Origin of the sequence: Nonomuraea sp. WAC 01424, assembly GCF_003947315.1 — a bacterium.
Taxonomy (GTDB): Bacteria; Actinomycetota; Actinomycetes; order Streptosporangiales; family Streptosporangiaceae; genus Nonomuraea; species Nonomuraea spiralis.
Window position 1 is genome coordinate 408,872 of the sequence record NZ_QHHZ01000005.1, and the last position, 24,083, is coordinate 432,954.

Here is a 24,083-nt window from a genome sequence, read left to right on the forward strand (position 1 = left end):
AAACGCCGACAGCCAGGCCCGAGGGCCTGGCTGTCGGAGCTGGTGGACGATACTGGGATTGAACCAGTGACCTCTTCCGTGTCAGGGAAGCGCTCTCCCGCTGAGCTAATCGTCCTTGCAGAGGTGGCGACGGGATTTGAACCCGTGTGGACGGCTTTGCAGGCCGCTGCCTCGCCTCTCGGCCACGCCACCGAGCCGGGAGCTCCGAGCGGAAGACGGGATTCGAACCCGCGACCCTCACCTTGGCAAGGTGATGCTCTACCACTGAGCCACTTCCGCGTGCGCCCCGCTCATGCCGGGCGACGAGAGAACTCTAGCGAATCCTCCGCGAGTCCCCAAACCGGAACGCTTCCACGCAGGTCGCCCTAGGTGTGACCGCCGTTGACCGTCACCCGCTGCCCGGTCACGAACGCGCCGGCGTCCGAGGCGAGGAAGGACACCGCGGCGGCCACGTCGGCCGGGGTGCCCATACGGCCGAGCGGCACCTCGGCCAGGTAACCGGCCTCGTCGACCCCCGCGTGCCGCTCCACCGGGATCCAGCCGGGCGCGACGACGTTCACGGTGATCCCGTACGGGCCGAGCTCGCGGGCCCACGTCTGCGCCAGGGCGTGCTGGGCGCCCTTGGCCGCGACGTAGGCCGACATGCCGGGCAGCTTGCGGTCGACGATGTCGGAGCCGATCTGGATCACCCGGCCGCGTCCCCGTTCGCGCATGCCGGGCAGTACGGCCTGAACCAGCAGCGTGGGGCTCTTGACGAAGAACAGGAGCTGGTCGAGGTGGTCCTGCCAGGTCAGCTCCTCGACCGGCACCGACGGCTGCGGCCCGGTGGCGTTGACCACCAGCACCTCGACCGGCCCGAGCCGCTCGGCGACCCGGGCGGCCAGGGCGGCGACCTGCCCCTCGTCGGTGACGTCGGCGCCGAACGCCTCCGCCGCGCCGCCCTCGGCCCGGATCTCGGCGACCACCTTCTCCGCGCCGGTCCGTTCGGAGTGGTAGTTGACGGCCACGGTCAGGCCGTCGGCGGCCAGGCGGCGTGCGATCACGGCCCCCAGGCCGCGCGAGGCACCGGTGACGAGGGCGACACTCATGCCGCGCACTCTAACCCCTCCGGTGGCGGGGGCGACGCCCATGCCGCGCGCTCGAACCCCGCCCCGAGCGGGCCGCGTACGAGCGGGTGGCCACGAGATCGCCGTTCAGGTCAGCGGCCGAGCTGCAGGCCCGCCGGATGCGGCCCCTCCGTCTCCAGGCGGTACTCCCGGCCCGACACCGCCCGGTTGTCGTCGATGACCTGCTCCGACGCGGGCTTGTCCCCGCCCATGACCGCCTCCTGCATCCGCGAGAAGCGTTCGTGCGCCTCCTGCACGTACCCGGTGCCGAGGGTGGTCCAGTCGATCTGGGTGGCGAGCAGGTCGCGCAGGTACGCCTTGTTCGGCTCGAACGTCACCGGCGGCGGCAGCTCGGGAGCCAGCACCTGGTCGGGATCGCGCCCGTCGAACCGCTTGAACAGCTCCGAGGCCAGCCGCAGGTGCTCGATCTCCATGTTCAGGTGCAACTCCCAGATGGCCTTCACCCTGGGCTCGGACTCGGTCTCCATGAACGAGTGGTACAGGTAGCACTCGTTGTACTCGTGGTTGAGCAACATCTCCCACCAGCTCTCGCCCGGGTCGACCAGCGACTCGTAGTGGGTGACGTGCTCCTCCTCGACCATGGCGATCTCCTGGTAGAGGCGACGCGCGATCGGCTCCATGGCCAGCGGCCCGACGTTCATGTAGAAGTTCATGGTCTGCTGCTCGGCGGCCATGACGGTCAGCGCGTGCAGCTTGGACAGCGGCTCGGTGTGGTGCCGGTCGTACGGCTCGCGCACGTTGTCGACCGGGTCCCGGTGCTGCAGGTACGTCGGCCGCCCCGGCATGACCTCGGTGAGCTGGTCGACGATCTTCTCGGCCTTGCGGTGCTCGATCATCTCGTACAGGTTGGCGTACCGGTAGAGGTGGTCGAAGTCCTCCAGCACGCCGAACTCGTACGCCTTCGTCAGGTACGGGTCGGGCTCCATCCGGGCCACCCACGCCGTCAGGTCCACGGCGACCTGCTCGTAGGCGATCGTCGTCTCCAGCACCGACGAGACGCCGGGCAACAGCCAGTTGACCGCCTTCTGCTGCTGCGCCTCGATATGGCGCACGCGGGCGAGCTGCCGCTTGAGCTCCATGTCGGTGCAGTGGCGGGCGAGCTGGTGACTGAACTGGATCGCCTCGGACTCGATGCCGTTCATGGTGATGATCCGGCAGCGGGTGTAGGGATCGGCGTGGTCGGGATCGATGGGCGTGACGTTGAGCTCCCGCCAGTCGCGCAGCTGCTCGTCCAGCGGGATGCCCCGCTCCTGGAGTGGGTCGAAGGCCATGTCGCTGCGCCTACCCGCGGGCCGGTCGGGCAACCTCCGCGTTGCGTCGCCGAACGACCCGCGTTCGGTAAGGAGGCGCGTGCCCGCCCGGCGCCCGGGTAGGCCGCTGGACGTGGCTGAACACGATGTCATCGACGTGCTGATGGCCCAGCACGGCCAGATCAGGGACCTGTTCGACGAGGTCGAGCAGGCCCCGCCGGAACGGCTGGAAGAGGTCTTCGGACGGCTGACGCGCCTGCTGGCGGTGCACGAGACCGCCGAGGAGGAGATCGTCCACCCCTACGCCCGCAGGAAGGTGGACGGCGGGCAGGGCGTGGTGTCCGACCGGCTGGCCGAGGAGAACCGGGCCAAGCGCCTGCTCGTAGAGATCGACGAGGCGGGCGTGGACCACCCGGACTTCTGGGACAAGCTGGCCGAGTTGCGTACCGCCGTGACGCTGCACGCCCGCAGCGAGGAGCGCTACGAGTTCGCCCAGCTTCGCGGCAGGACGTCCGTCGTGGAACGCCGGGCCATGGCGGCGGCGGTACGGGCGGCCGAGGCGGTCGCGCCCCTGCGCCCGCGTCCCGGCGTGGAGTCGGCGACCAAGAACGTCCTGCTGGGCACGCCCCTCGCGCTGATGGACCGGGCCCGCGAGATCATCAGGAAGGCCCTGAGCTGACACTTCGTCCCCGGGCGAAATATCGGTGTATTAGCGTCGTGAGCATGGAGTACATCGCCCGTGACGCCGACATCGCGCCCGTGGCCGCCGCCATCGCGGACGCCACCAGGGCCGCCATGCTGACGGCGCTGCTCGGCGGCCGCGCCCTGGCCGCCGGCGAGCTGGCCAGGGTCGCCGGCGTGAGCGCCGCCACCGCCAGCGCCCACCTGGCCCGGCTGCTGGACGGCGGCCTGGTCGACGTCGTCCGGCAGGGCCGCCACCGCTACTACCGGCTGGCCGGGCACGAGATCGCCGAGGTCCTGGAGACGCTGGCCAGGGTGAGCGCCCGCCCGCCGGTGCGCTCCCTGCGCCAGTCCCGGCAGGCGCGCCTGCTGGAGGAGGCCCGCACCTGCTACGACCACCTGGCCGGCCGCGCCGGCGTCGCCCTGCTCGACCGGCTCAGGGACGGCGGCTACTACGACCGCCAGGACCTCACTCCGGCCGGGGAGCGCCTGCTGACGGGCCTGGGCGTGGACGTCGAGGGCGCCCGCGGGACCAGGCGGCGTTTCGCCCCGGAATGCCTCGACTGGACCGAGCGCCGGTCGCATCTCGGCGGCGCGCTCGGCGCCGCGATCACCGACGTCCTGTTCGAACGCGGCTGGTACCGGCGGGGGTCGGTGCCACGCGCGGTGGTCCTCACCGAGGAGGGCAGGGCAGGGCTGGCGGCGACGTTCCCGAGTAAGGAGCTAACATCGGGTACGCCGGTTACCTAAGCGAGAGAGACGATCATGCGCGACAACGGAGTCGTGAACGTCGGCCCCGAGCCTCTGAGCTTCGACGACGTCATCAGGGTGGCCCGCCACGGCGCCCCCGTGCAGCTCACCGACGACGCGGTGGCCGCCATGGCGGCCGCCCGCCAGCGGGTGGACGAACTGGCCGAGAGCCCCGTTCCCGCCTACGGCGTCTCCACCGGGTTCGGCGCCCTCGCCACCCGGCACATCGACCCCGCGCTGCGCGCCCAGCTCCAGCGTTCGCTGGTGCGCTCGCACGCGGCGGGCAGCGGCCCGGAGGTGGAGACCGAGGTGGTGCGCGCGCTCATGCTGCTGCGCCTGCACACCCTGGCCACCGGGCACACCGGCATCAGGCCGGCCACCGCCAAGACCCTGGCCGCCCTGCTCACCGCCGGCATCACCCCGGTCGTGCACGAGTACGGCAGCCTCGGCTGCTCCGGCGACCTGGCGCCGCTGGCCCACGTCGCTCTGACGCTGATGGGCGAGGGCGTCGTACGCGACGCCGAGGGCGCGCTCCAGCCCGCCGGGGAGGCGCTCAAGCAGGCCGGCATCGAGCCCGTCGAGCTGGCCGCCAAGGAGGGCCTGGCGCTGATCAACGGCACCGACGGCATGCTCGGCATGCTCATCCTGGCCATCTCCGACCTCACCAGGCTGGTCAGGACCGCCGACATCAGCGCGGCGATGAGCGTGGAGGCGCTGCTCGGCACCGACCGCGTCTTCATGCCGGAGCTCCAGGCCCTGCGCCCACACCCGGGCCTGGCCCGTTCGGCCGCCAACATGACCAAAATCCTGGCCGGCTCCGGCGTCATGGCCAGCCACCGCGACCCGCAGGCGTGCACCCGCGTCCAGGACGCGTACTCGCTGCGCTGCGCCCCGCAGGTCGCCGGCGCCGCCCGCGACACCATCGCGCACGCCGCCACCGTGGCCGGGTGGGAGCTGGCCAGCGCCGTGGACAACCCGGCCGTGCTCGACGACGGCCGGGTGGAGTCCAACGGCAACTTCCACGGCGCGCCCGTCGGCTACGTGCTCGACTTCCTCGCCGTCGTGGCCGCCGACCTGGCCTCGATGTCCGAACGCCGTACCGACCGCTTCCTCGACGTGGCGCGCAACCACGGCCTGCCGGCGTTCCTGGCCGACGACCCCGGCGTGGACTCCGGCCACATGATCGCCCAGTACACGCAGGCCGCGATCGTCTCGGAGCTGAAGCGGCTGGCCGTGCCCGCGAGCGTCGACTCGATCCCCAGCTCGGCCATGCAGGAGGACCACGTGTCCATGGGCTGGTCGGCCGCGCGCAAGCTGCGCAGGTCGGTCGACGGGCTGACGCGGGTGCTGGCCGTCGAGGTGCTCACCGCGGCCCGCGCGCTCGACCTGCGCGCCCCCCTGGAGCCCGCGCCGGCGACCGCCGCCGTGGTCAGAGCACTGCGCGAGAACGTGCCCGCGCCGGGCCCCGACCGCTTCCTCGCGCCGGAGATCGAGTCCGCCGTACGCCTGGTGGCCGAGGGCGGCGTCGTGGCCGCGGCGGAGTCGGTCACCGGGCCGCTCGACTAGCCCGCCGACCCGCGCGGCAGCGCGACGATCAGGTCCATCTCCATCACCAGCCCCGGCTTGAACAGCTTCGACACCTCGACGGTCGTGCTGGCCGGGGGAGTGCCGGTGACGTACTGGTCGCGTACGTCCCTGAGTTCGAGGATGTCGTCCATACCCGTCAGGTACGTCCTGATGAAGGCGACGTCCTGCCAGGTCGCGCCCTGGTCGGCCAGGATGCGCGTGGTGACCGCGAAGATGTGCTCGGCCTGGGTCCTCAGCGAACCCGGGCCGACCACGTCCCCCTGATCGTCGAAGGCGGCCTGGCCGGAGACGTAGAGCATGTCGCCGACCCGCACCGCGTGCGAGTACGCGCCGTTCGTGGCGGGGATCGTGCTCAGGTTCAGCGGCACCGCGCGCCTGGCGGCCTGGTCGCCTGCCCGGTCATCGGCGCGGTCGCCGACGAACTCGGCCACGGCCGTCACGTCGCGGTCGCCCAGCCCGGCCGCCCGCGCGTCCTGGAGCCGCAGCCGGGCGGCCGTGGCCATCGACGCGCCCTCCCAGGCGGCCAGCTCCAGATCCTTGGCGGCCAGGCCGAGCGCGTACCGGGTCTCGGCCGGGGGCGTGCGCAGCCGTTCGGCAACCTGGCCGACGGGGGTGCCCGCCAGCACGTCGATCAGCGTGTCCCGCTCGACGCCGTGCGCCGCCCCGTACGCCAGGGTCTCGGCCACCAGCACCTGGGCGGGCACGATCGCGCTCATGACGGCGATCTTCATCGCCGCGCCCGAGCCCAGCGGCCCGGTCTCCCGTACGGTGCCGAACACCGGCAGCACCTCGCGGCAGCCCGACAGCTCGCCACCGGCCAGCACCACCAGCGTGCCGTCCGCCGCCGGGCCCACGCTGCCCAGCACCGGCGCGTCGACCAGGGCCACCGTCTCCGGCAGCAGCGCGCGCAGCTCGCGCACCGCCTCCGGGCCGATCGTGGACATCTCCACCACCGTCGCGCCGGGCCGCAGTCCGGGCAGCGCGGCCGTCAGCACCTCGCGCACCGCCGCCGGATCGCTGAGCATGGTGATCACCAGCTCGGCGCCGTCCACCGCCTCGGCGGCCGTCACGCCGGTCCCGCGCCGCCACGTCGTCACCTTGTGCCCGGCCTCCACGAGTCGCCGGGCCATGGGGACGCCCATGCGTCCCTGTCCAAGAAATGCAATCACGGACCACAGTCAACAGGGATGCGAGGTATTCCACCACCGACTAGATTGCATGGCAGCCATGCGTGACACGAATGCCTTCGATCCCCAGACGCTCCGCCTCTTCGACGAGGTGGCCAGGAGCGGTTCCTTCACGGCCGCCGCCGAGCTGCTCGGCTACACCCAGTCGGCGGTCTCCCGGCGCATCGCCGCGCTGGAACGGGCCGCCGGCGGCCCGCTGTTCGAACGCGTGGCGCGCGGCGTACGCCTGACCCCCGCGGGCACGGCCCTGCACCGGCACGCCGTCGCCGTGCTCGACCGGCTGGAACGCGCGGGCGAGGAGCTGGCCGCCATCCACGGCGGCCACGGCGGCACGCTGCGCGCGGGCGCCTTCGCCACGGCGAACGTGGACCTGATGCCGTACACGCTGAAACGGTTCCTGGCCCGCCATCCCGGCGTCGAGCTGCGGATGACCGAGGGGCTGACGGCCCGGCTCATGGAACGCCTGCACGCCGGGGCGCTCGACGTGGCCGTGGTCAGCGACTACCCGGCCGGTCTGCCCGCCGAGGGCGCCCGGCTCGTGCCGTTGCGCGAGGACCGGCTGTTCGTCGCGCTGCCCGCCGGGCACCGGCTGGCCACCGAGTCCGACGTGGACCTGCGCGACCTGGCCGGGGAGAGCTGGATCGAGGCCGCGCCGCGCGGCCAGCCGACGCTGCTGGTGGCTGCGGCCGCCGCCGCCGGGTTCACGCCGCGGGGCGGGCTGAGGGTGGCCGAATGGTCGGGGAAGTTCGGGTTCGTCGCCGCCGGGTTCGGGGTGACGCTGGTGCCCGAGCTCGCCGCGCGGGCCGTGCCGCCGGACCTGGTGCTCAAACCGCTGCGCGGCGCCACCCCCGTCCGTACGGTGTACGCCGCCCTTCCCGAGGTTCCGTTGCCCGCCGCGCTGGAACTCGTCGAAATGCTGGGACAATGGGAGGTATGTACGACGGATTCGCCCACTTAAACGGTCTTCTCGCCACGGAACTCCGTGACGTGACGACCGACCTGGCCGTGCTCGACGGCGAGGGCTGGTGGGCTGTCGTCGTCGACTACGAGGGCAAGGTGACCTGCGCCCGCTTCGACCGCGTACGCCCGGCCCCTCTGCCCGAACCCAGGGCCCGTTGGCACGGTCCACGTCCCGGCGATTGGCACACCTCGCTCGACCGCGCCGCCTACGAACGCGGCGTGCGCGCGATCCGCGACCACATCGAGCGGGGCGAGGTCTACCAGGCCAACCTCTGCCGCGTCCTGAGCGCGCCCGTCCCGCCCGGCGCCGACCCGCTCGCGCTGGCCGCCCGGCTGGCCGAGGGCAACCCGGCCCCGTACGCGGCCGTCATCGACGTGCCGGGGCTGAGCGTGGTGTCGGCCTCGCCCGAGCTCTACCTGTCGCGTGACGGCGACGTCGTGGAGTCGGGCCCGATCAAGGGCACCGGCGTGACCGCCGCCGACCTGCTGGAGAAGGACTACGCCGAGAACGTCATGATCGTCGACCTGGTCCGCAACGACCTGGGCAGGGTCGCCGCGGTCGGCTCGGTCGAGGTGCCCTCCCTGTGCGCGGTCGAGGAACATCCCGGCCTCGTCCACCTCGTCTCCACCGTACGGGCCAGGCTCGCGCCGGGGGCGGGCTGGCCGGAGCTGTTCGCCGCCACTTTTCCGCCCGGGTCTGTCACGGGCGCGCCCAAGTCGTCCGCCCTGCGCATCATCAATGAGCTCGAACCGGTACCCCGGGGGCCCTACTGTGGTGCGGTGGGCTGGGTCGACGCCGACCGGGGCAGGGCGGCTCTGGCCGTGGGCATCAGAACATTCTGGATCTCGGCAGGTGAGATCCGCTTCGGCACCGGCGCGGGCATCACGTGGGGCAGCGACCCCGAACGTGAATGGCTGGAGACCGAGCTGAAGGCATCCAGACTCATCTCACTGGCATCTTCAGGAGGAAATCGATGAACATCCCTGTCTGGGTCAACGGAGAGCTGATCGACCCCGCGCAGGCCACCGTCTCGGTGTTCGACCACGGGCTCATGGTCGGCGACGGCGTCTTCGAGACGATCAAGATCGTCGACGGCGAGTCGTTCGCGCTCACCCGGCACCTCGACCGGCTCACGCTCTCGGCCCAGCGCATGGACCTGCCCGAGCCCGACGTCGAGGCGATCGCGGAAGGCGTCGCCAAGTGCCTGGCGGCCGCCCCCGCCTGGACGCTCGGCCGCATCCGCATCACCTACACCAGCGGCCCGGGCCCGCTCGGCTCCGACCGCGGCGACCAGGGCACCACCTCGATCGTCATCGTCGACGAGCAGAAGCCGTTCCCCGACACCGCGAACGTGGCCGTCGTCCCCTGGCCGCGCAACGAGCGCGGCGCGCTGTCCGGCGTCAAGAGCACCTCCTACGGCGACAACGCCAAGGCCCTCCTGCACGCCAAGAGGCAGGGCGCCGGCGAGGCGATCTTCGGCAACCTCGCGGGCGACCTGTGCGAGGGCACCGGCTCCAACATCTTCATCGTGCGCGACGGCCGCCTGATCACCCCGACGCTCGCCTCCGGCTGCCTGGCCGGCGTCACCCGCGCGCTGGTGCTCGAATGGTGCGGCGGCGAGGAGACCGACGTGCCGCTGCAGGCCCTCTACGAGGCCGAGGAGGCCTTCCTCACCTCCACCACCCGCGACATCCAGCCGATCGGCCTCGTCGACGGGACCGCGCTGCCCACCGCCCCCGGCCCGATCACCGCCAAGGCCATGCGGATCTTCGCCGAGCGCGCCGCCGCCGACCTCAACCCGTGACCCGCTGACCACGTGCCCCGCCTTCCCGGCGGGGCGCGTGGCCGGACTCAGTACGACTTCTGCGTCTGTACGTTGAAGTCGTCCATCTTGACCTGCTTGGCCGGGTCGGTGATCGGGTCGTCGATGCGCAGCACGTCCAGGCCCTCGCGGATGTCGCTGGAGTAGATGTAGCCGTTGTAGTAGTAGGCCGACCAGGAGCCCGCCACGCCGCCGTCCGGGAACGGGCGGCGTTCGAAGAAGCCGATCTCCTTGGGGGCGGCCGAGTCGGTGAAGTCCCAGATCGACACGCCGCCCTGGTACCACGACTGGACCATGACGTCGCGGCCCTTCACCGGGACGAGCGAGCCGTTGTGGGCCACGCAGTTCTCGTCCTTCTCCTGGTCACGGGGGATCTTGAAGTAGCCGCGGCGCTCCAGCTTGCCGTTCACCAGGTCGTACACCGCGTCGGCGCCCTTGGTGCGCGGCGTGTTCGCGTCACAGGTGGCCTGCCCGCCACCGCCGAGTTCGTCGCCGAACACGACCTTCGTCGCGTCGTTGTTGAACGTCGCCGAATGCCAGATCTGGAAGTTCTCGGTGTCCCGGATCTGCTGGATCACCCGGGGATTGACCGGGTCGGAGATGTCGAGCAGCACGCCGTCGCCGAAGCAGGCCGCAGCCGCGAGCTTCTTCTCCGGGTAGGCGGTGATGTCGTGGCAGCCCGCGAACATCTCGGTGTTCTGGTGCTGCGGGAAGATGTCCGGCTGGGCCACGACCTTGGCGGACTTGGGGTCGTCGAGCGGGATCTCCACGATCTGGATGTTCTGGTGCGGCGGCCGGCACGTGCTGGAGTCCGGCTCCGGGCCGGGGGAGGAGACGTACACATAGAGCTTGCCGTCGGCGGGCACCATCGTGTGCGTGTGGGACCCGCACTCGGTACGCACCGCGCCCAGGTAGCGCGGGCTCTTCTTGTCGCTGATGTCGAACAGCCGCAGGCCCTCCCAGGTGCGGGCGCTGTCACCGGAGTCGCAGCCCTCGCCGTCGCGTGGCTCGTCGATCGACAGGATCAGCAGGTCGCCGTGCACGCTGACGTCGTTCTGCTGCGCCGGGCAGGACACCTGGCTCACGGTCTTCGGATGCTCCGGGTCGCTGATGTCGTAGATCACGAACCCGGCGAAGTTGCCCACGAACGCGTAGTCGCCCTGGAAGGCCAGATCGGTGTTGAAGTTGTCGCCCCCGGCGAACGGGCCGGAGCGCGGGATGTTGGCCACGTGCTTGACGTTGGGGCTGGTCAGTACGTCGCCCGAGCCCGAGACCGTGCCGGACGCCGTGCTTGACGCCGTTTCGCTCTCCTGCGAGGAGGCCGTCCCCGGATCCGCGGCCGAGGGTGGTTCCGCCGCGCACGCCGACGCCAGCAACAGCACCGCGCACAACACCGCTCCGCGCAACTTGGCGAAGATCAACACGCGTCCCCTTTATCTCTCGTGGCTCACTATGGAAGCTATGCCAGCACGTTGGTGGCCGCGTACGGTCTTCATCACAGTTGTGATGACATTTGCGCTTACGGCCTGCTCCGACCCGTCCGACCCTTCCGGGCCGTCCGTCAGGGACGTCCCGGTCGTCGGGACGGACGCCCCCGTGCTGGTGCCCGGCAGCCCCGGGGCCCCCGGCCGTACGGCGACGCCCGGGGAACGTGTCGGCCCGAGCCCGGCCCCAACCGTCGCCGCCGACGTACGCTTCGCCGAGGCGATGATCCCGCACCACCGGCAGGCGCTGGAGATGACCTCCATGGTCGAGGCGCGTACGACCACCCCGGTCATCCGCGCCTTCGCCCGCTCGATCACCGCCGCCCAGACCCCCGAGATCAGGGCCATGACCACCTGGCTCGCCGAACTCGGCCGCCCCGCCCCCGCCGCGCACGCCCACGACGCGGCGGCCGCCGGCTACGGGATGGCCTCGGAGCAGGAGCTGAACGCGCTCCGGGCGCCCAAGGGCGGCGACTTCGACCGGATGTTCCTGCGCCTGATGACCCGCCACCACCAGGGGGCGGTGAAAATGGCGGGGGAGGAGCTGGCGGGCGGCCGCGACTACCGCATGCGCCTGCTGGCCAGAGACGTCTACTCCGGCCAGAGCATCGAGATCGGACGCATGCGCCAGGCCCTGGACGCGCTCCCGTCCTGACGCATGACGAAGCCCCGGCGCCGGGACGCCGGGGCTTCGGACAAGCGCGATCAGGACGGCCAGAGCATGTTCGTCAGCTCGGCGTCCAGGTCCATGTAGTCGGTCTCGCGCCCCGCCGGCACCTTCTCGTACGTACGGTGCAGGAACTCCGTCAGGGGAGCCAGCGGCACTTCGAAGAGCGCCTGCCCGAACGGTGAGGTGAGGCTGATGTGCAGGGTGCGCTCGCCGTCGGCGCGTGCGGGCCACACCTGCACGTCGCCGTCGCCGACCCGCCGCACGATGCCTACGGTCAGCAGTTCACGAGCAAAGATCCACTCGACCGGCTCGTCGTTCCCTACGTGGAAGGCCATGCGGATGGCGTACGGATCGTCGGCTGTGTAGCTCAGTCCGGCGAGCAGGGGGACGGTAGTACGGTCGGGGACCACTAGCCGAAGGCCAAGCTCGGCGGAGACGGTGGTGCTGTTCATCGTCAGCCAAACCTTTTCGTCGTAGGTCCCCTCTTCGGGGCTTTCACTGCTCTGACGGACTTCGTCCTGAGCTATGACGCGGAACGAAGAAACCTGTAGGAAAGATTCCGCCTCAAGGGCCTTCTGTAACGCACATCACAGCTGGACATTTAGGCATCTACCTGGCTAAACGGCATCAATCGGGTCGTATTTGCGAGGGTTTTGCTGTTGTAGAGCCTGCCCCGGCTGACGTGACCAAGAACGTTTCTACCCGAAAAGATCGCGATCGGTGCCTTCCGGAACACGACGATGGTATGCCACCGACCCGCCATGCCGATGGGCAACCGCCGCCTTTCGCACGAATCCCTCCCAGCCGGAGCTCCCGAAGATCACCCCACGAGGCTCCGTTTCGCCAGCACCCCCCGGAGTGCGGTATGGTTTTCCCCGTCAGCACCGCAAGGCGCCGACAGGGCGGGCGATTAGCTCAGCGGGAGAGCGCTTCGTTCACACCGAAGAGGTCACTGGTTCGATCCCAGTATCGCCCACCACGGTCAAGGGCCACATCCCAATACGGGAAGTGGCCCTTTTGATCTTTAGGGCGACTAACTGAGTGACTGTCCCGCTTCGGGGGCGTCACCAGGAAGTGTCTGTCCATGCAGTCGCGGCTTGTTCTGAATGACGGTGGGGTCGCCGTCTGTGGGTCGTAGTGAATGCGACGCTGTGCCCGCATCTCCGGCGTCCGGTCGACGCCGATCGGGCCGGCCTGGGTGATCATCCGGTGGAGTTCGCGGCCTGAGGCCGTCCCGGGTGGCGATCTCGGGCAGTTCCTTGGTGAGGGGTGGCGGGGTGACGTACGCCGCGAGTGCTCGTGTTCTTAGCTACTTGGTATTGCTAGGCACTAGTAGTCAGTGTTACTTTGTACCGGTAGTCAGCATCGCCAAGTAGCGCAAGGGGGTGTTCCGTGGGCAAGCAGCTGACGGAGATGCTCAAGGGGACGCTGGAGGGCATCGTTCTGGCGATTCTGTCCGGGCGGCCCGCGTACGGCTATGAGATCACGGCGTGGCTGCGCGGGCAGGGCTTCTCCGACATCGCCGAGGGCACGGTCTATGCGCTGTTGGTCCGGATCGAGCAGCGGGGGCTCGTCGATGTGGAGAAGGTTCCGTCCGAGAAGGGGCCGCCGCGCAAGGTGTACTCCCTGAATGGTCAGGGGCGGGCGTACCTCGACGAGTTCTGGAGGAACTGGGGCTTCCTCGCGGAACGGCTCGAACAGCTCCGGGAGGGAGGCAGGTAGGCATGGCGGCAGGCTGGATGCACTGCCGTTCTGCTGGGAGTGTGCGATCGCCACGGGGGCGAATTCGTACGTGAATGACCTGATGCTCGTCACGAGCGTTGCGGGCGCTGGCTGAACCGTGTTTCGGCAGTTCAGCGGTTAAATCGGGCTGATCTCGCTTGTGGTCGGTGCCCCTTTCGTCGGATTCCGCGGTTGCGCCGCCAAGGTCCCTGATCTTGTCGCCTGGGGTGTCGCTGCGACCTGACCTCAGGTGTCGGCCGTGAGCGGTCCGCGGTCGGCGACGGGCCGTCGAGCAAAGCCCTCTGGCAGGTGGAAGCGCTTCCCGGCGCTCATCGTGACCCTGCCCTGGCACGTTCCCGGAGCTACCGCGCCCCCGTCAGAGGCGCCTTCGCGGTGCTGCCTCCAACTCCGTCAGGGTGCCCGTTCGGCATGCCGTGACGGTGTCGTGAACAGTTATGTCGAGCCCATTGGAGGGCACATGTTCAACCCTCGGCGGCGAGGGTTTCTCGCCGCAGCCTTACTCACCGGAGCCTCGCTCGCGATCCCGTTCGTGATCGCCGGTGCTCCCGCCGCGTCCGCGACGGCGACGCCGGGGATCGGGGTTTCCGGTGGGGTGACGCAGCCGGTCTTCTCCTACAAGGACGCCATCCGCGAGCACGTACGGGTGCAGTCGCCGGTGGACAGCGACGGTGACGGCAAGAAGGACCTGGTCCGGGTGGACATCATCCGGCCGAAGGAGAGCGGTACGGAGCTCAAGGTCCCGGTGATCATGCACGAGAGCCCGACCTTCGACAACCCCGGCGCAGGCTTCGAGAACGACCACAAGAAGTACGACGCGAACGGGAACGCCACGAAGTTCCCCCTGTACCTGGACAACTACTTCGTGCCGCGCGGGTACGCGTTCGTCTCCGTCGACATGATCGGCACCCGGTTGTCGGACGGCTGCCCGACCAGTTACGGCGTCGCCGACGTGCTCGGCGGCAAGGCGGTCGTCGACTGGCTGAACGGCCGGGCGACCGCGTATGACGACGAGGGCGAGCCGGTCCGGGCGACCTGGACCACCGGACGCACCGGCATGATCGGCCACTCCTACGAAGGAGCGCTCGGCATCGGCGTCGCCGGCACCGGCGTGCGGGGGCTGGAGACGGTCGTGGACATCGCGGGCTACACCAGCGGGTACGAGTCCTTCCGCGCCAACGGCACCCTCACCTGGCTCAAGGGCGGGATGGGGTGGTTGTCCAAGAAGTTCGACGTCGATCCGGACGAGAAATGCGCTGCGGTGCGCCGCAAGCTGGTCGAGGACTCCGACGACGCCACCGGCAACTACAACGCCTTCTGGGACGAGCGCAACTACCGGACCGGCCCGATCTCGAAGGCGCGGAACGTGCGCGCCAGCGTCTTCTCGGTGGTGGGGTGGCAGGACCGGAACGTCGTGGGCAGCCAGTTCTCCGAATACTGGACCAAGCTGCCCCGGGACGTGCAACGCAAGATGTGGGTGACGCAGTACGCGCACCTCGACCCGTTCTGGGCCCGCCGCGAGGTGTGGGTGAACACCCTGCACCAGTGGTTCGACCACGAACTCATGGGCGTACCCAACGACATCATGCGCCGGCCCCGGGTGGACGTGCAGCTCGGTCCGGGCCGCTGGATCACCCAGGCCGACTGGCCGGCGCCGGCGCGGAAGGTGATCCTGCGCCCCCAGCGGGACGGCTCCCTGGGCCGCGAGCCCTCGACCGGCACCGGCGGCTACCTCGACACCCAGCAGACCGAGATCGCGATGGCCGGCGACCCCGCCACCGCCGACCCGAACCGGCTGGCCTTCCTGACCCCGCCGCTGAAGGACGCGGTCCGGCTGTCCGGGACGCCGTCGGTGAGCCTCAAGGTCAAACTCGACAAACCGACCGCGAACCTGGGCGTCCTGCTCGTCGACTACGGCACCGACACCCGCATCGACTACCGCGAACGCTCCGCGACGTCCGCGGAAGGACTGAAGTTCATCGGCGGCAAGGACTGCGTCGGACAGGGTACGGCCGACGACGACGGCTGCTACACCAGGGCCGGCGACAACACGGCGGTCTCCGGCTTCAACGTGGTCTCGCGCGGGATCCTGGACGCGCAGAACCACAGGTCGCTCAGCCGCTCGACCCCGCTGACGCCCGGCAGGCCGTACCGGATCAGCTGGAAGATGTTGCCGCAGGACTACGAGTTCAAGGCGGGACACCGGCTCGGCCTGGTGCTGACCGGCACCAACGCCGACCTCCTCCAGGAGCCCGACCTCGAACCCGGCACCGGGACCAGGGTCACCGTCGACCTGGCCGGCACCTCGATCTCGCTGCCGCTGGTCACCGGCACGACCATCGACTGACCTGAGCGCCGAGCGCCGAGCGCCGAACGCCGGACGGGGGCCGGCGCTCGGCTGCCGGCGCTCGTGACGCACCCGACAGCGGCCCGGCCGATCGGCGCGGCGAAGTGTGCGGTCACTGGTGGGGGATGTCCACGCCGGCGGCCCGGAGTTTCGCCTCGACCAGCGCGGTCAGCCGGGCCATGGCCGGTGCCGCCTGGTCCTCGCCGTGGTGGTTGAGCAGGCCGTACCGGGTGGTGTCGGCGCGGGCCCGCAGGCGTTTCGAGGTCGCGAGCAACGCGGGGTTGGCGAGGAACCGCTCGGCCACGGCGGTCGCGAGCTCCTCGATACGGGGGTCGTCGGGCGCCAGGTCCTTGGCGGCCCAGCATTCCTTGTTCAGGTCGACGAACCGGGTGTCGTCGAGGGCACGCTCGGCCTCGCTGAGGTAGTCGTCGAAGTCGTCGGGGACCAGGGCCCTGGTCAGCACCATGCCCTCGCGGTAGGCCGCCACCTCCTCCGGGGTGAAGCCGAGGCCGGCGGCCCGGTCCAGCAGCGCGCAGGCCCGGTCGGGCAACAGGGTCCGGTCGCCGTTGGCCAGCCGGTCCAGCAGGTCGCGGCGGGCGATCAGCTCGTCGATGCGCTCGGTCATCCGCCGTTTGACCTCGGCCAGGTCGGTGGCGAAGTGTCGCGGATCGGCGGCGAGCAGCGGGCCGATCCCGGACAGCGGTACGCCGGCCTCGGCCAGCGTACGGACCTGGATCAGCCGCAGCAGCTCCGTCGATCCGTAGCGACGGTAGCCGGAGCTGTCGCGGAGCGGTTCGTCGACCAGGCCGAGCCGGTGGTAGTGACGTATCGTCTTGATCGTGACACCGGCGTAGGCCGCCGCCTGGCCGATCGTGACACCGCTCATCATGGTTCTCTGCGACCTTCGCGGGTGAGGGCGGCGAGCGCGCGGGTGGTCTCGGCGATCGCGTGGAAGTCCTTGCGCACGATCGAGCCGTGGTTGCCGCCGACCTTGGCGGCGATCGCCAGGTTCGGGTTGCGGGCGAGCACCGGGTTGATCGTGAGGCGCATCTGCGCCTGTTCGTCGTTCTTGCTGCCCAAGGCCTCCCCCGAGGCGACCACGTAGCGGAGCGGGACCGTGAGGCCGTCGAGGATCGGTTCGAGGGCGGCGTGCAGGAGGTGGGCCTCGATGCTGACCTCGGCGTGCTGCTCGGCGCTCATCCGCGCGGCGTTGCCGGCGAGGCGGGCGATCGGCAACGCCCAGCGGTACGTGCGGAACAGCCGCCGGATACGTTCGTGACCGGCCTCGTCGGTCCAGCCGGCCGGGTACGGGCCGTCCACGCCGACGACGCCGGCGACGCGGTCCGGGTGCCTGGCCGCCCAGTGCACGCCGAGCAGCGCGCCGTACGACCAGCCCACCAGCAGCGGCCGCTTCAGCCCCCTGGCCTTCAGCACGGCGTCGAGATCCCGGACGCAGGCCTCGAAGGAGTAGTCGGCCGATCTCTTCGACCTGCCGCGCGCCCGCTCGTCGTAGGTGATGTGCCGCCACCGCGGGCCCAGGTCGTCGATGACCGGGCGCCAGTGACGCTGACTGGCGTAGGAGCCGTTCAGGTAGACCACGGGGGTGCCGGTGCCGCCGGTGTCGGTCACGGCCAGGGCGGTGTCCTCCACCGGCAGCATGCCACTCCAGGCTGAATGAGTCGTGTTCGAGTTCGTCATGGCACCACGGTCGGGCTTGACCTTGGGTCAATGTCAACCGCGGCTACGCGGGCTCCGGCGCGACGGCGACGAAGGGCCGGTCACCGGAGGGTCCGCGGGTCGTTTCTACCGTTCCGTACCGCCGTTGTCACGAGGGCCCGGACCCGGCCGCCCACCAGGTCAGGTTGGCGGCGGCCTGGGAGACCGGTTCGATGATCTCCCACGCCTCGGCGATCAGCCCGTCGTCCAGCCGCCAGATGTCGACGACCACGATCTCCGGACCGCCGCCGGGCGCCCGGCGGCGCGAGTGCATCACGACGTGATCGCCGTCGGCCAGCACGTGGTCGATCTCCACGGCCATGCCGGCCAGTGGAACCAGCGCGGCACGTACGGCGTCGAGCCATTCGGCCTTGGTCGAGGCCGTCGAATCGGGCCGGTGATGGACGAAGCCGTCGCTCAGCAGCGGCGCGAGCGCGTCGACGTCACCCGTCCCGACGAGTTCGGTCAGGGCCCGCTGGACGATGGCCTTGTTGTCGGTTGTCGCATTGTCGGTCGTCATGGAGAGCAGTGTTTCCAGCGCGGCGGAGGATGTCGATGAAAGGGGATTTCATGGCGAGTAGCATCGGCGGCCATGAACAGCGTCGGGGAGATGTTGCGGCAATGGCGGCACCGCCGGCGGCTCAGCCAGCTCGACCTCGCGATCGCCGCCGACGTCTCGGCCCGTCACGTGAGCCTGGTGGAGACCGGCAAGTCCAACCCGAGCGCCGACATGATCCTGCGGCTCGCCGATCAGCTTGAGGTCCCGTTGCGGGAGCGCAACCGGCTGCTGCTCGCCGCCGGTTTCGCCCCCCGCTACACCGAACGTCCGCTCGGCGCGGACACGCTGTCCACGGCCGGGGACGCGATCGCGCGGGTGCTGCGCGCCCACGAACCGTACCCGGCGGTGGTCCTCGACCGCCGGTGGAACATCGTGATGAGCAACCGCGCCCTCGACGCGTTCCTCGTGGACGTCGCGCCCGACCTGCTGCGGCCGCCGGTCAACATCGTGCGGCTGGGGCTGGGCCGCGGCGGGCTCGCCCCCCGGATCGTCAACCTGGCAGAGGTACGCGCGGTGTTGCGCGCCCGGATCTCGCGCCAGCTCGCCATCGCCCCCGACGCCGAGCTGCACGCGATCTACGAGGAACTGCTCGCGCCCGGCGCCGGGGAGACGGGGCGGCCGGTCGAGTCCGAGGTCACCATCCCGATGATCTTCCGGTTCGGCGACCTCGAACTGCGGCTGTTCTCGACCACCACCACGTTCGGCACCCCGCTGGACATCACGCTGGACGAGATCTCGATCGAGTCGTACTACCCGGCCGACGCGGAGACGGCCGCCTACTTCGAGACGTTCGAGGCAGGCGGGGTTCGACCGGGCTTTGAGGGTTTCTAGGCCGCCTTCACAGCGGTCTCGGGCGGAAGTCTCCGGGGCTGGTTCAACGACAGCCTTGACGTATGAGCGCTGAGGACGACGCTCCGCGTTCACAGAACGATCAAGGCGATCGATGTGCCCGAATTCAGGAGACAGCATGACCGATGCCCCGCCGGAAACGACGATCTTCCCGATGCCCCGCGCGGCTGGCCACCCGTTCGACCCGGCCCCGGAGCTGGCCCGCCGTAGCAAGGAGGAGCCGATCTCGCGGGTACGCCTGTGGGACGGCACCACTCCGTGGCTGGTCACCGCGTACGAGGACGTCCGCGCGGTGCTCGCCGACCCGCGCGTCGGCGTGGACGTCGCCGAGCCCGGCTTCCCGCACACCAACGCGGTGAGCAAGGCCCGCGACGCGCGGATGAAGACCCTGATGCAGATGGACGCGCCGGAGCACACCGCGCACCGGCGGCTGCTGACCGCCGACTTCATGGTCAAGAAGATGGAGGCGCTGCGGCCCAGGATCCAGCGCGTCGTCGACCACGGCATCGACGACCTGCTCGCCGGGCCGAACCCGGCCGACCTGGTCGAGGCGCTCGCGCTGCCGGTCCCGTCGCTGGTGATCTGCGAACTGCTCGGCGTGCCGTACGCGGACCGGGCCTTCTTCCAGCGGGTGGCGGGCGAGCTGGTCATGGACGAGGGCGACCCGGCACGGGCCCTGGCCGCCGGCGAGGAGCTGAACGCCTACCTGGAGGCGCTGGTGGCGGCGAAGAGCGCCGACCCGGGCGAGGACGTCCTCAGCCGGCTGGCCGTGGAGCAGTACGGCACGGGCGCGATGACCCTGCGGGAGATCGCCACCATGGGCCAGCTCCTGCTGGTGGCCGGCCACGACACCACCGCGAACATGATCGCCCTCGGCACGGCCGCGCTGCTGGCGAACCCCGGCCAGCTCGCCGCGGTACGCGACGGCGACCAGGCGCTGGTGGCCAACGCCGTCGAGGAGCTCCTGCGCTACCTGTCCATCACCCACACCGAGGCCCGCCGCGTCGCGCGCGAGGACCTGGAGATCGGCGGCCGGCTGATCCGCAAGGGCGAGGGCATCGTCGTGGTGAAGAGCACCGCCAACCGGGACCCGTCAGCCTTCCCCGACCCCGACGTCCTCGACGTCCGCCGCCGGGTACGCCACCACGTCGCCTTCGGCTACGGCGTCCACCAGTGCCTGGGCCAGCCGCTGGCCCGGGTGGAGCTGCAGGTCGTCTACGGCACCCTCTACCGGCGTATCCCCACGCTGGCCCTGGCCACGCCGCCGGAGGAACTGGAGTTCAAGCAGCAGGCCGTCTTCTACGGCGTCCGCGAACTGCCCGTCACCTGGTGATCGAGCGAAGGAGAGTCAAGCCCATGAAGGTCACCGTGGACCAGGACGCCTGCACCGGTTCGGGCCAGTGCGTCCTCATCGCCCCCGGCGTGTTCGACCAGCGCGACGAGGACGGCATCGTCGTACTCCTGGAGGACCATCCCGAACCGGGACTGCTGGCCGACGTCGGCGAGGCCGCCCGGATCTGCCCGGCCCTCGCGATCACCCTGACCGCCACGCCGACCGCGTCGTGAGCCGGCCCGCCCGGATCGTGGTCGTGGGCGCCTCGGCGGCGGGTCTGGCCGCCGCCGAGGCCCTGCGCCGCGACGGCTTCACCGGCTCGCTGACTCTGGTCGGCGCGGAGCGGCGCGAGCCCTACGACCGGCCGCCGCTGTCCAAGCAGATCCTGCGCGGCCGGTGGGAGCCCGGCCGCGTGACGTTACGCCGCCACGACACCCGCGCCGCGCTCGCGGCCGACTGGCGGCTCGGCGTCGCCGCCACCGCCCTCGACGCCGGCGCCCGCGAAGTCGCCCTCTCCGACGGCGGCGTCCTGCCGTACGACGGGCTGGTGATCGCCACCGGGGTCGTCCCGCGACGGCTGCCGTCGGGCCACGGGCTCGGCGGGGTGCACGTGCTGCGCACCCTCGACGACGCCCTCGCCCTGCGGGAGGGGCTGCTCGCCGCCCGGTCGGCGGTCGTCGTGGGCGCGGGCTTCCTCGGCTCGGAGGTCGCTGCCGTCGCCCGGGAGCTCGGCCTGGACGTCACCCTGGTCGACCCGCTGCCCGCGCCGATGATCGGCCCGCTCGGCGACCAGGTGGCGCACCTGCTCGCCGGCCTGCACGTACGGCACGGCGTGCGCCTCCACCTCGGCACCCTGGTCACCGGCCTGTCCGGCCGCGACGGCCGGGTCGACGGCGTGGACCTGGACGGCGGCGTCCACGTCCCGGCCGACCTGGTGCTCGTGGCCGTCGGCTCGGCGCCCGCGGTCGGCTGGTTGTCCGGCAGCGGCCTGGACCTGGGGGACGGCGTGGAGTGCGACCACCGGTGCCGGGCCGCTCCCGGCGTGGTGGCCGCCGGCGACGTCGCCTCCTGGTGGCACCCCCGCTTCGGGCGCCTGCGCGTCGAGCACCGGCTGAACGCCACCGAGCAGGGCACGGCCGCCGCCCGTACGCTCCTGGGAGGCGCCGCCGCCTTCGCCCCCGTGCCCTACTTCTGGACCGACCAGTACGACGTGAAGATCCAGGCGTACGGCGTCACCGGCGGCGCGGCCCGCTTCCAGATCGTCGCCGGGGACCCCGCGAGCGGCCGGTTCGCCGGCCTGTACGGCACGGACGGGCACGTCACCGGCGCCCTGACCTGGAACCTGCCCAGGCAGGCCCGCGAGCTGCGCCGCCACGTCGCCGAAGGGACCCCGTGGCGGCAGGCCCTCCGCGAGGCCGCCACCGGCTGACCGCGCCTCAGCGGAGGTAGGAGGCGCCGTTCAGGTCGAGGACGGTGCCGCTGGCCCATTCGGCCGCCGGGGAGGCCAGGTAGAGCACCGCGGCGGCGATCTCGTCCGGCTCCCCGACCCGGCCGAACGGGCTCTGGGCGCGGATGGCGTCCCCGAGGGGTGGCTTGAGGTATTCGGTGGTCATCTCGGTCGCCACGAATCCCGGGGCAACCGAGGCGACCGCGATGCCGTGGGGTGCGAGCGCCACCGCCAGCGACTGGCTCATGGCGTTCAGGCCCGCCTTGCTGGCGCCGTAGCCGGGGGCGTCGGGCTCGCCGCGGAAGGCGCCGCGGGAGCTGACGTTCACGATGCGGCCGCCGGCGCGCATGTGCCGCAGCGCGCACCAGGTGAGGTTGGCCGCGCCCATCAGGTTGACCTCGAACGCCTCCCGCCAGGCGGCCCGGCGACCTCGTCGGCCATACGCCGCACGCCCTCGGGATCGGCCAGATCGGCCTGGACGACGACAGGGTCGGAGCCCGCCAGCCCGGCCAGCACGCCCTCGGCCTCCCGCGCCGAGTCGCGATGGTGGACGGCGACCCGGTCGCCCTGAGCGGCGAACGCCGTGGCGACCGCCCTTCCGATGCCTTTGGAGGCTCCTGTCACGAGTACCGCGCGCCCGTTCACGCGCCGCACGTTAGCAGGAAGCCGATCTTCGGCGAAGGGCGGGGGAGGGGGGTTTGATCATCCGCCGCGTTCGGCCCAAGGGCTGGGTCACCCGCCGTGTTCGGCCCAGTCGTGCAGGGCGTCGGCGGGGCCGGAGGCGTCCAGGTTGAGCGCCGCCTCGATCAGCGCCAGATGCGTGAACGCCTGCGGGTAGTTCCCCACCATGTGCCCGTCGCCGGTCATCTCCTCGGCGAACAGCCCGAGCGGTTCGGCCCGCGCGCACAACGTGTCGAACCGGTCGCGGGCCTCGGCCGTCCGCCCGGCCAGCACCAGCGCCGACACCATCTCGAACGAGCACATCAGGAACGCCCCCTCCGGCCCGCCCACCCCGTCGCGGGTGGCCTCGGGGTCGTAGCGGTGCACGAGGGCCCCGCCGTCGCCCAGGCGCGACTGGATGTGGTCGAGGGTGCCGAGCACGCGGGGGTCGTCGCCGTCCAGGAAGCCGAGCAGCGGCAGCCGCAGCAGCGAGCCGTCGGCCTGTTCGGAGCCGTAGGACTGGGTGAAGGCGCCCACGTCGGCGTTGTAGCCGCGCTCCAGCAGCTCGGCGCGGACGGCCTCGCGCTCGGCCCGCCACTCCGCGAGGGGCAGGCCGGGCTCGCCGGTCGCCTCCGCCAGCCGGACCGCGCGGTCGAAGCAGACCCAGGCGTACAACTTGGAGTAGGTCCAGTGGCGCTCGCCGCCGCGCGCCTCCCAGATGCCCGCGTCCGGCGCCCGCCACCGGGCGCGGGCCTGCTCCACGAGCCGCCACAACACCGGTCCGCCGGGCGGCTCGCCGGTCACCGCGTGGTAGGCCATGGCCGCGTCGAGGATGTGGCCGTAGCTGTCGAGCTGGTGCTGCCCGGCGGCGCCGTTGCCGATCCGCACCGGACGCGAGCCCGCGTACCCCTCCAGGTGGCCGAGCACGGTCTCGCCAGCGACCGGCCCGCCGTCGACGGAGAACACCGGCGGCACGTCGTCCTGGTGGATCGCGCACTGCCCGAGCAGGAACGCCAGGTACCGGCCCGCCTCCTGGCGGTGGCCGAGCCGCAGCAGCGCCAGCACCATGAGGGCGGCATCGCGGTGCCATACGTAGCGGTAGTCCCAGTTGCGCGGCCCGCCGGGCCACTCCGGCAGCGACGTCGTGGGCGCCGCGAGCAGCCCGCCGCTCTCGTCGAACAGCAGCCCGCGCAGCACGACCGCGCTGTGCCGCACCTGCCGCGCCCCCACCCCGTCGTACGCCGAGCGCGCCGACCACGACCGCCACGACCGCACGGTCTCCTCCAGCAGCCGCGCGGGATCGCGGACCGGCGCGAGGCCCTGACCGGCGTAGTCGAGCGCGATCGCCCACGACTCACCCTCGCCGAGCGTGGTCTCGGCCTCCGGCGCGGGCGTGCCGGTCAGCAGCAGCCCCGACTCCTCGGCCAGTACGCCGTCGCGCGCACTCCAGCGGGCCTCGCGGGTGGCGTAGTCGGGCCTGGCCAGCACCCGGGAGCGCACCACCGCCCGCCCGCGCTCGCACCTGGCCCACCGCACCAGCATCCGGACGGGCACGAGACCGTCGCCGCCCGGCTCCGGCAGCGCGGTGGCGAAGAAGTCGTGCACCACGACCTCGCACTCGCGGCCGGTCCAGCGGGTACGCAGCACGAGCGTCTCCTCGACGTAGCCGCGCTCCTCCACCCGCGCGCCCGCCACGTCGAGCTCCCACGCGCCGCCGAGCCGCCGGTCCAGGACCCGCGCGAACACGCTCGGGCCGTCGAAGCGCGGCGCGCACATCCACTCCACCGCCCCGCAGGGCGCGACGAGCGCCGCCGTGTGGCAGTCCGACAGGAACGCGTACGTCCCGATCGGCGGAAATCCCCCGGCCATGCGTGAACCCCGTACTCCCTCATCGCGCCCCCCGTGCCGGATTG

Annotated in this window: 22 protein-coding genes, 4 tRNA genes and 1 pseudogene; 14 read left to right on the forward strand and 13 right to left on the reverse strand. The window is 71.4% G+C overall.

Annotated features, from left to right (window positions below):
* Positions 1-40 precede the first annotated feature (40 nt).
* The 5 genes from DMB42_RS16805 to DMB42_RS16825 all read right to left on the reverse strand — a co-directional run bounded on the left by DMB42_RS16805 (position 41) and on the right by DMB42_RS16825 (position 2,398).
* Positions 41-115, reverse strand: a tRNA-Val gene (locus DMB42_RS16805).
* A 6-nt stretch (positions 116-121) separates the two neighbouring features.
* A tRNA-Cys gene (locus DMB42_RS16810) sits at positions 122-192 on the reverse strand.
* A 15-nt stretch (positions 193-207) separates the two neighbouring features.
* A tRNA-Gly gene (locus DMB42_RS16815) sits at positions 208-279 on the reverse strand.
* An 86-nt stretch (positions 280-365) separates the two neighbouring features.
* On the reverse strand, positions 366-1,088 hold the full coding sequence (locus DMB42_RS16820; RefSeq protein WP_125635515.1) for an SDR family NAD(P)-dependent oxidoreductase: 723 nt from the start codon (positions 1,086-1,088) through the stop codon (positions 366-368).
* A 110-nt stretch (positions 1,089-1,198) separates the two neighbouring features.
* A complete protein-coding gene (locus DMB42_RS16825; protein ID WP_125635517.1) occupies positions 1,199-2,398 on the reverse strand; it encodes a hypothetical protein in 1,200 nt (399 codons plus the stop codon).
* Between the two features lie 112 nt (positions 2,399-2,510).
* Here DMB42_RS16825 and DMB42_RS16830 point away from each other — a divergent pair, with 112 nt between their 5' ends.
* The 3 genes from DMB42_RS16830 to hutH are packed head-to-tail and all read left to right on the forward strand — an operon-like array spanning position 2,511 to position 5,374.
* The gene (locus DMB42_RS16830) at positions 2,511-3,056 is read left to right on the forward strand and encodes a hemerythrin domain-containing protein (protein WP_260477739.1); all 546 of its coding nucleotides are present in this window, start codon (positions 2,511-2,513) and stop codon (positions 3,054-3,056) included.
* Between the two features lie 44 nt (positions 3,057-3,100).
* Positions 3,101-3,808, forward strand: a complete 708-nt coding sequence (locus DMB42_RS16835; protein ID WP_125635521.1) for a helix-turn-helix transcriptional regulator — start codon at positions 3,101-3,103, stop codon at positions 3,806-3,808.
* Between the two features lie 15 nt (positions 3,809-3,823).
* Positions 3,824-5,374, forward strand: a complete 1,551-nt coding sequence (gene hutH, locus DMB42_RS16840) for a histidine ammonia-lyase (RefSeq protein ID WP_125635523.1) — start codon at positions 3,824-3,826, stop codon at positions 5,372-5,374.
* Here hutH and DMB42_RS16845 read toward each other — a convergent pair.
* Entirely contained in the window at positions 5,371-6,564 is a 1,194-nt protein-coding gene (locus DMB42_RS16845; RefSeq protein WP_125635525.1) for an NAD(P)-binding domain-containing protein, read from the reverse strand. The genes hutH and DMB42_RS16845 overlap by 4 nt on opposite strands.
* A 58-nt stretch (positions 6,565-6,622) precedes the next feature.
* Between DMB42_RS16845 and DMB42_RS16850 the strand changes: the two genes are divergently transcribed.
* From DMB42_RS16850 to DMB42_RS16860, 3 genes are read left to right on the forward strand one after another with little or no spacing between them, the layout of a single operon-like run.
* A complete protein-coding gene (locus DMB42_RS16850; protein ID WP_260477740.1) occupies positions 6,623-7,540 on the forward strand; it encodes a LysR family transcriptional regulator in 918 nt (305 codons plus the stop codon).
* Complete coding sequence (locus DMB42_RS16855; RefSeq protein ID WP_125635529.1) at positions 7,516-8,520, forward strand: chorismate-binding protein; 1,005 nt, start codon at positions 7,516-7,518, stop codon at positions 8,518-8,520. Before DMB42_RS16850 ends, DMB42_RS16855 begins: the two co-directional genes overlap by 25 nt.
* Positions 8,517-9,347, forward strand: coding sequence for an aminotransferase class IV (locus DMB42_RS16860; protein ID WP_185844692.1), 831 nt, complete (start codon positions 8,517-8,519; stop codon positions 9,345-9,347). The genes DMB42_RS16855 and DMB42_RS16860 overlap by 4 nt, the downstream gene beginning before the upstream one ends.
* Before the next feature lie 47 nt (positions 9,348-9,394).
* Here DMB42_RS16860 and DMB42_RS16865 read toward each other — a convergent pair whose 3' ends face one another.
* Positions 9,395-10,786, reverse strand: a complete 1,392-nt coding sequence (locus DMB42_RS16865) for an LVIVD repeat-containing protein (RefSeq protein WP_125635862.1) — start codon at positions 10,784-10,786, stop codon at positions 9,395-9,397.
* 85 nt (positions 10,787-10,871) lie between these two features.
* On the opposite strand from DMB42_RS16865, the gene DMB42_RS16870 reads away from it, so the two are divergent.
* Entirely contained in the window at positions 10,872-11,504 is a 633-nt protein-coding gene (locus tag DMB42_RS16870) for a DUF305 domain-containing protein (RefSeq protein ID WP_125635531.1), read from the forward strand.
* A 50-nt stretch (positions 11,505-11,554) separates the two neighbouring features.
* On the opposite strand, the gene DMB42_RS16875 is transcribed toward DMB42_RS16870, so the two are convergent.
* Positions 11,555-11,971, reverse strand: a complete 417-nt coding sequence (locus DMB42_RS16875; protein WP_103958541.1) for an SsgA family sporulation/cell division regulator — start codon at positions 11,969-11,971, stop codon at positions 11,555-11,557.
* Positions 11,972-12,423: 452 nt separating this feature from the next.
* On the opposite strand from DMB42_RS16875, the gene DMB42_RS16880 reads away from it, so the two are divergent.
* The 3 genes from DMB42_RS16880 (at position 12,424) to DMB42_RS16890 (ending at position 15,606) form a co-directional block, all read left to right on the forward strand.
* Positions 12,424-12,498: transfer RNA gene (locus DMB42_RS16880), tRNA-Val, on the forward strand.
* Between the two features lie 413 nt (positions 12,499-12,911).
* A complete protein-coding gene (locus DMB42_RS16885) occupies positions 12,912-13,241 on the forward strand; it encodes a PadR family transcriptional regulator (RefSeq protein WP_125635533.1) in 330 nt (109 codons plus the stop codon).
* A gap of 478 nt (positions 13,242-13,719) precedes the next feature.
* Positions 13,720-15,606 (forward strand): CocE/NonD family hydrolase, encoded by a 1,887-nt coding sequence (locus DMB42_RS16890; protein ID WP_125635535.1) that lies wholly within the window; start codon positions 13,720-13,722, stop codon positions 15,604-15,606.
* Between the two features lie 112 nt (positions 15,607-15,718).
* Here the strand turns inward: DMB42_RS16890 and DMB42_RS16895 are convergent, their stop codons facing one another.
* From DMB42_RS16895 to DMB42_RS16905, 3 genes are all read right to left on the reverse strand, one after another.
* Positions 15,719-16,495, reverse strand: coding sequence for a MerR family transcriptional regulator (locus DMB42_RS16895; RefSeq protein WP_125635537.1), 777 nt, complete (start codon positions 16,493-16,495; stop codon positions 15,719-15,721).
* Positions 16,492-17,265 (reverse strand): alpha/beta fold hydrolase, encoded by a 774-nt coding sequence (locus tag DMB42_RS16900; protein ID WP_260477741.1) that lies wholly within the window; start codon positions 17,263-17,265, stop codon positions 16,492-16,494. The genes DMB42_RS16895 and DMB42_RS16900 overlap by 4 nt, the downstream gene beginning before the upstream one ends.
* A gap of 166 nt (positions 17,266-17,431) precedes the next feature.
* Positions 17,432-17,842 carry a nuclear transport factor 2 family protein gene (locus DMB42_RS16905; RefSeq protein WP_125635541.1) on the reverse strand — a complete coding sequence of 137 codons (411 nt, stop codon included), beginning with the start codon at positions 17,840-17,842 and terminating at the stop codon, positions 17,432-17,434.
* A gap of 72 nt (positions 17,843-17,914) precedes the next feature.
* Between DMB42_RS16905 and DMB42_RS16910 the strand changes: the two genes are divergently transcribed.
* The 4 genes from DMB42_RS16910 (at position 17,915) to DMB42_RS16925 (ending at position 21,492) form a co-directional block, all read left to right on the forward strand.
* Positions 17,915-18,712, forward strand: coding sequence for a helix-turn-helix domain-containing protein (locus tag DMB42_RS16910; protein WP_125635543.1), 798 nt, complete (start codon positions 17,915-17,917; stop codon positions 18,710-18,712).
* A 136-nt stretch (positions 18,713-18,848) separates the two neighbouring features.
* Complete coding sequence (locus DMB42_RS16915; RefSeq protein ID WP_125635545.1) at positions 18,849-20,063, forward strand: cytochrome P450; 1,215 nt, start codon at positions 18,849-18,851, stop codon at positions 20,061-20,063.
* Between the two features lie 23 nt (positions 20,064-20,086).
* The gene (locus DMB42_RS16920) at positions 20,087-20,296 is read left to right on the forward strand and encodes a ferredoxin (RefSeq protein WP_125635547.1); all 210 of its coding nucleotides are present in this window, start codon (positions 20,087-20,089) and stop codon (positions 20,294-20,296) included.
* Positions 20,293-21,492: an NAD(P)/FAD-dependent oxidoreductase gene (locus tag DMB42_RS16925; RefSeq protein WP_125635549.1), complete on the forward strand. Its 1,200-nt coding sequence runs from the start codon at positions 20,293-20,295 to the stop codon at positions 21,490-21,492. The genes DMB42_RS16920 and DMB42_RS16925 overlap by 4 nt, the downstream gene beginning before the upstream one ends.
* 7 nt (positions 21,493-21,499) lie before the next feature.
* Here the strand turns inward: DMB42_RS16925 and DMB42_RS16930 are convergent.
* Together DMB42_RS16930 and DMB42_RS16935 are read right to left on the reverse strand one after the other, a co-directional pair.
* A pseudogene (locus DMB42_RS16930) lies at positions 21,500-22,155 on the reverse strand (SDR family NAD(P)-dependent oxidoreductase).
* An 87-nt stretch (positions 22,156-22,242) separates the two neighbouring features.
* Positions 22,243-24,039 carry a glycoside hydrolase family 15 protein gene (locus DMB42_RS16935; protein ID WP_125635551.1) on the reverse strand — a complete coding sequence of 599 codons (1,797 nt, stop codon included), beginning with the start codon at positions 24,037-24,039 and terminating at the stop codon, positions 22,243-22,245.
* Positions 24,040-24,083: the final 44 nt, after the last annotated feature.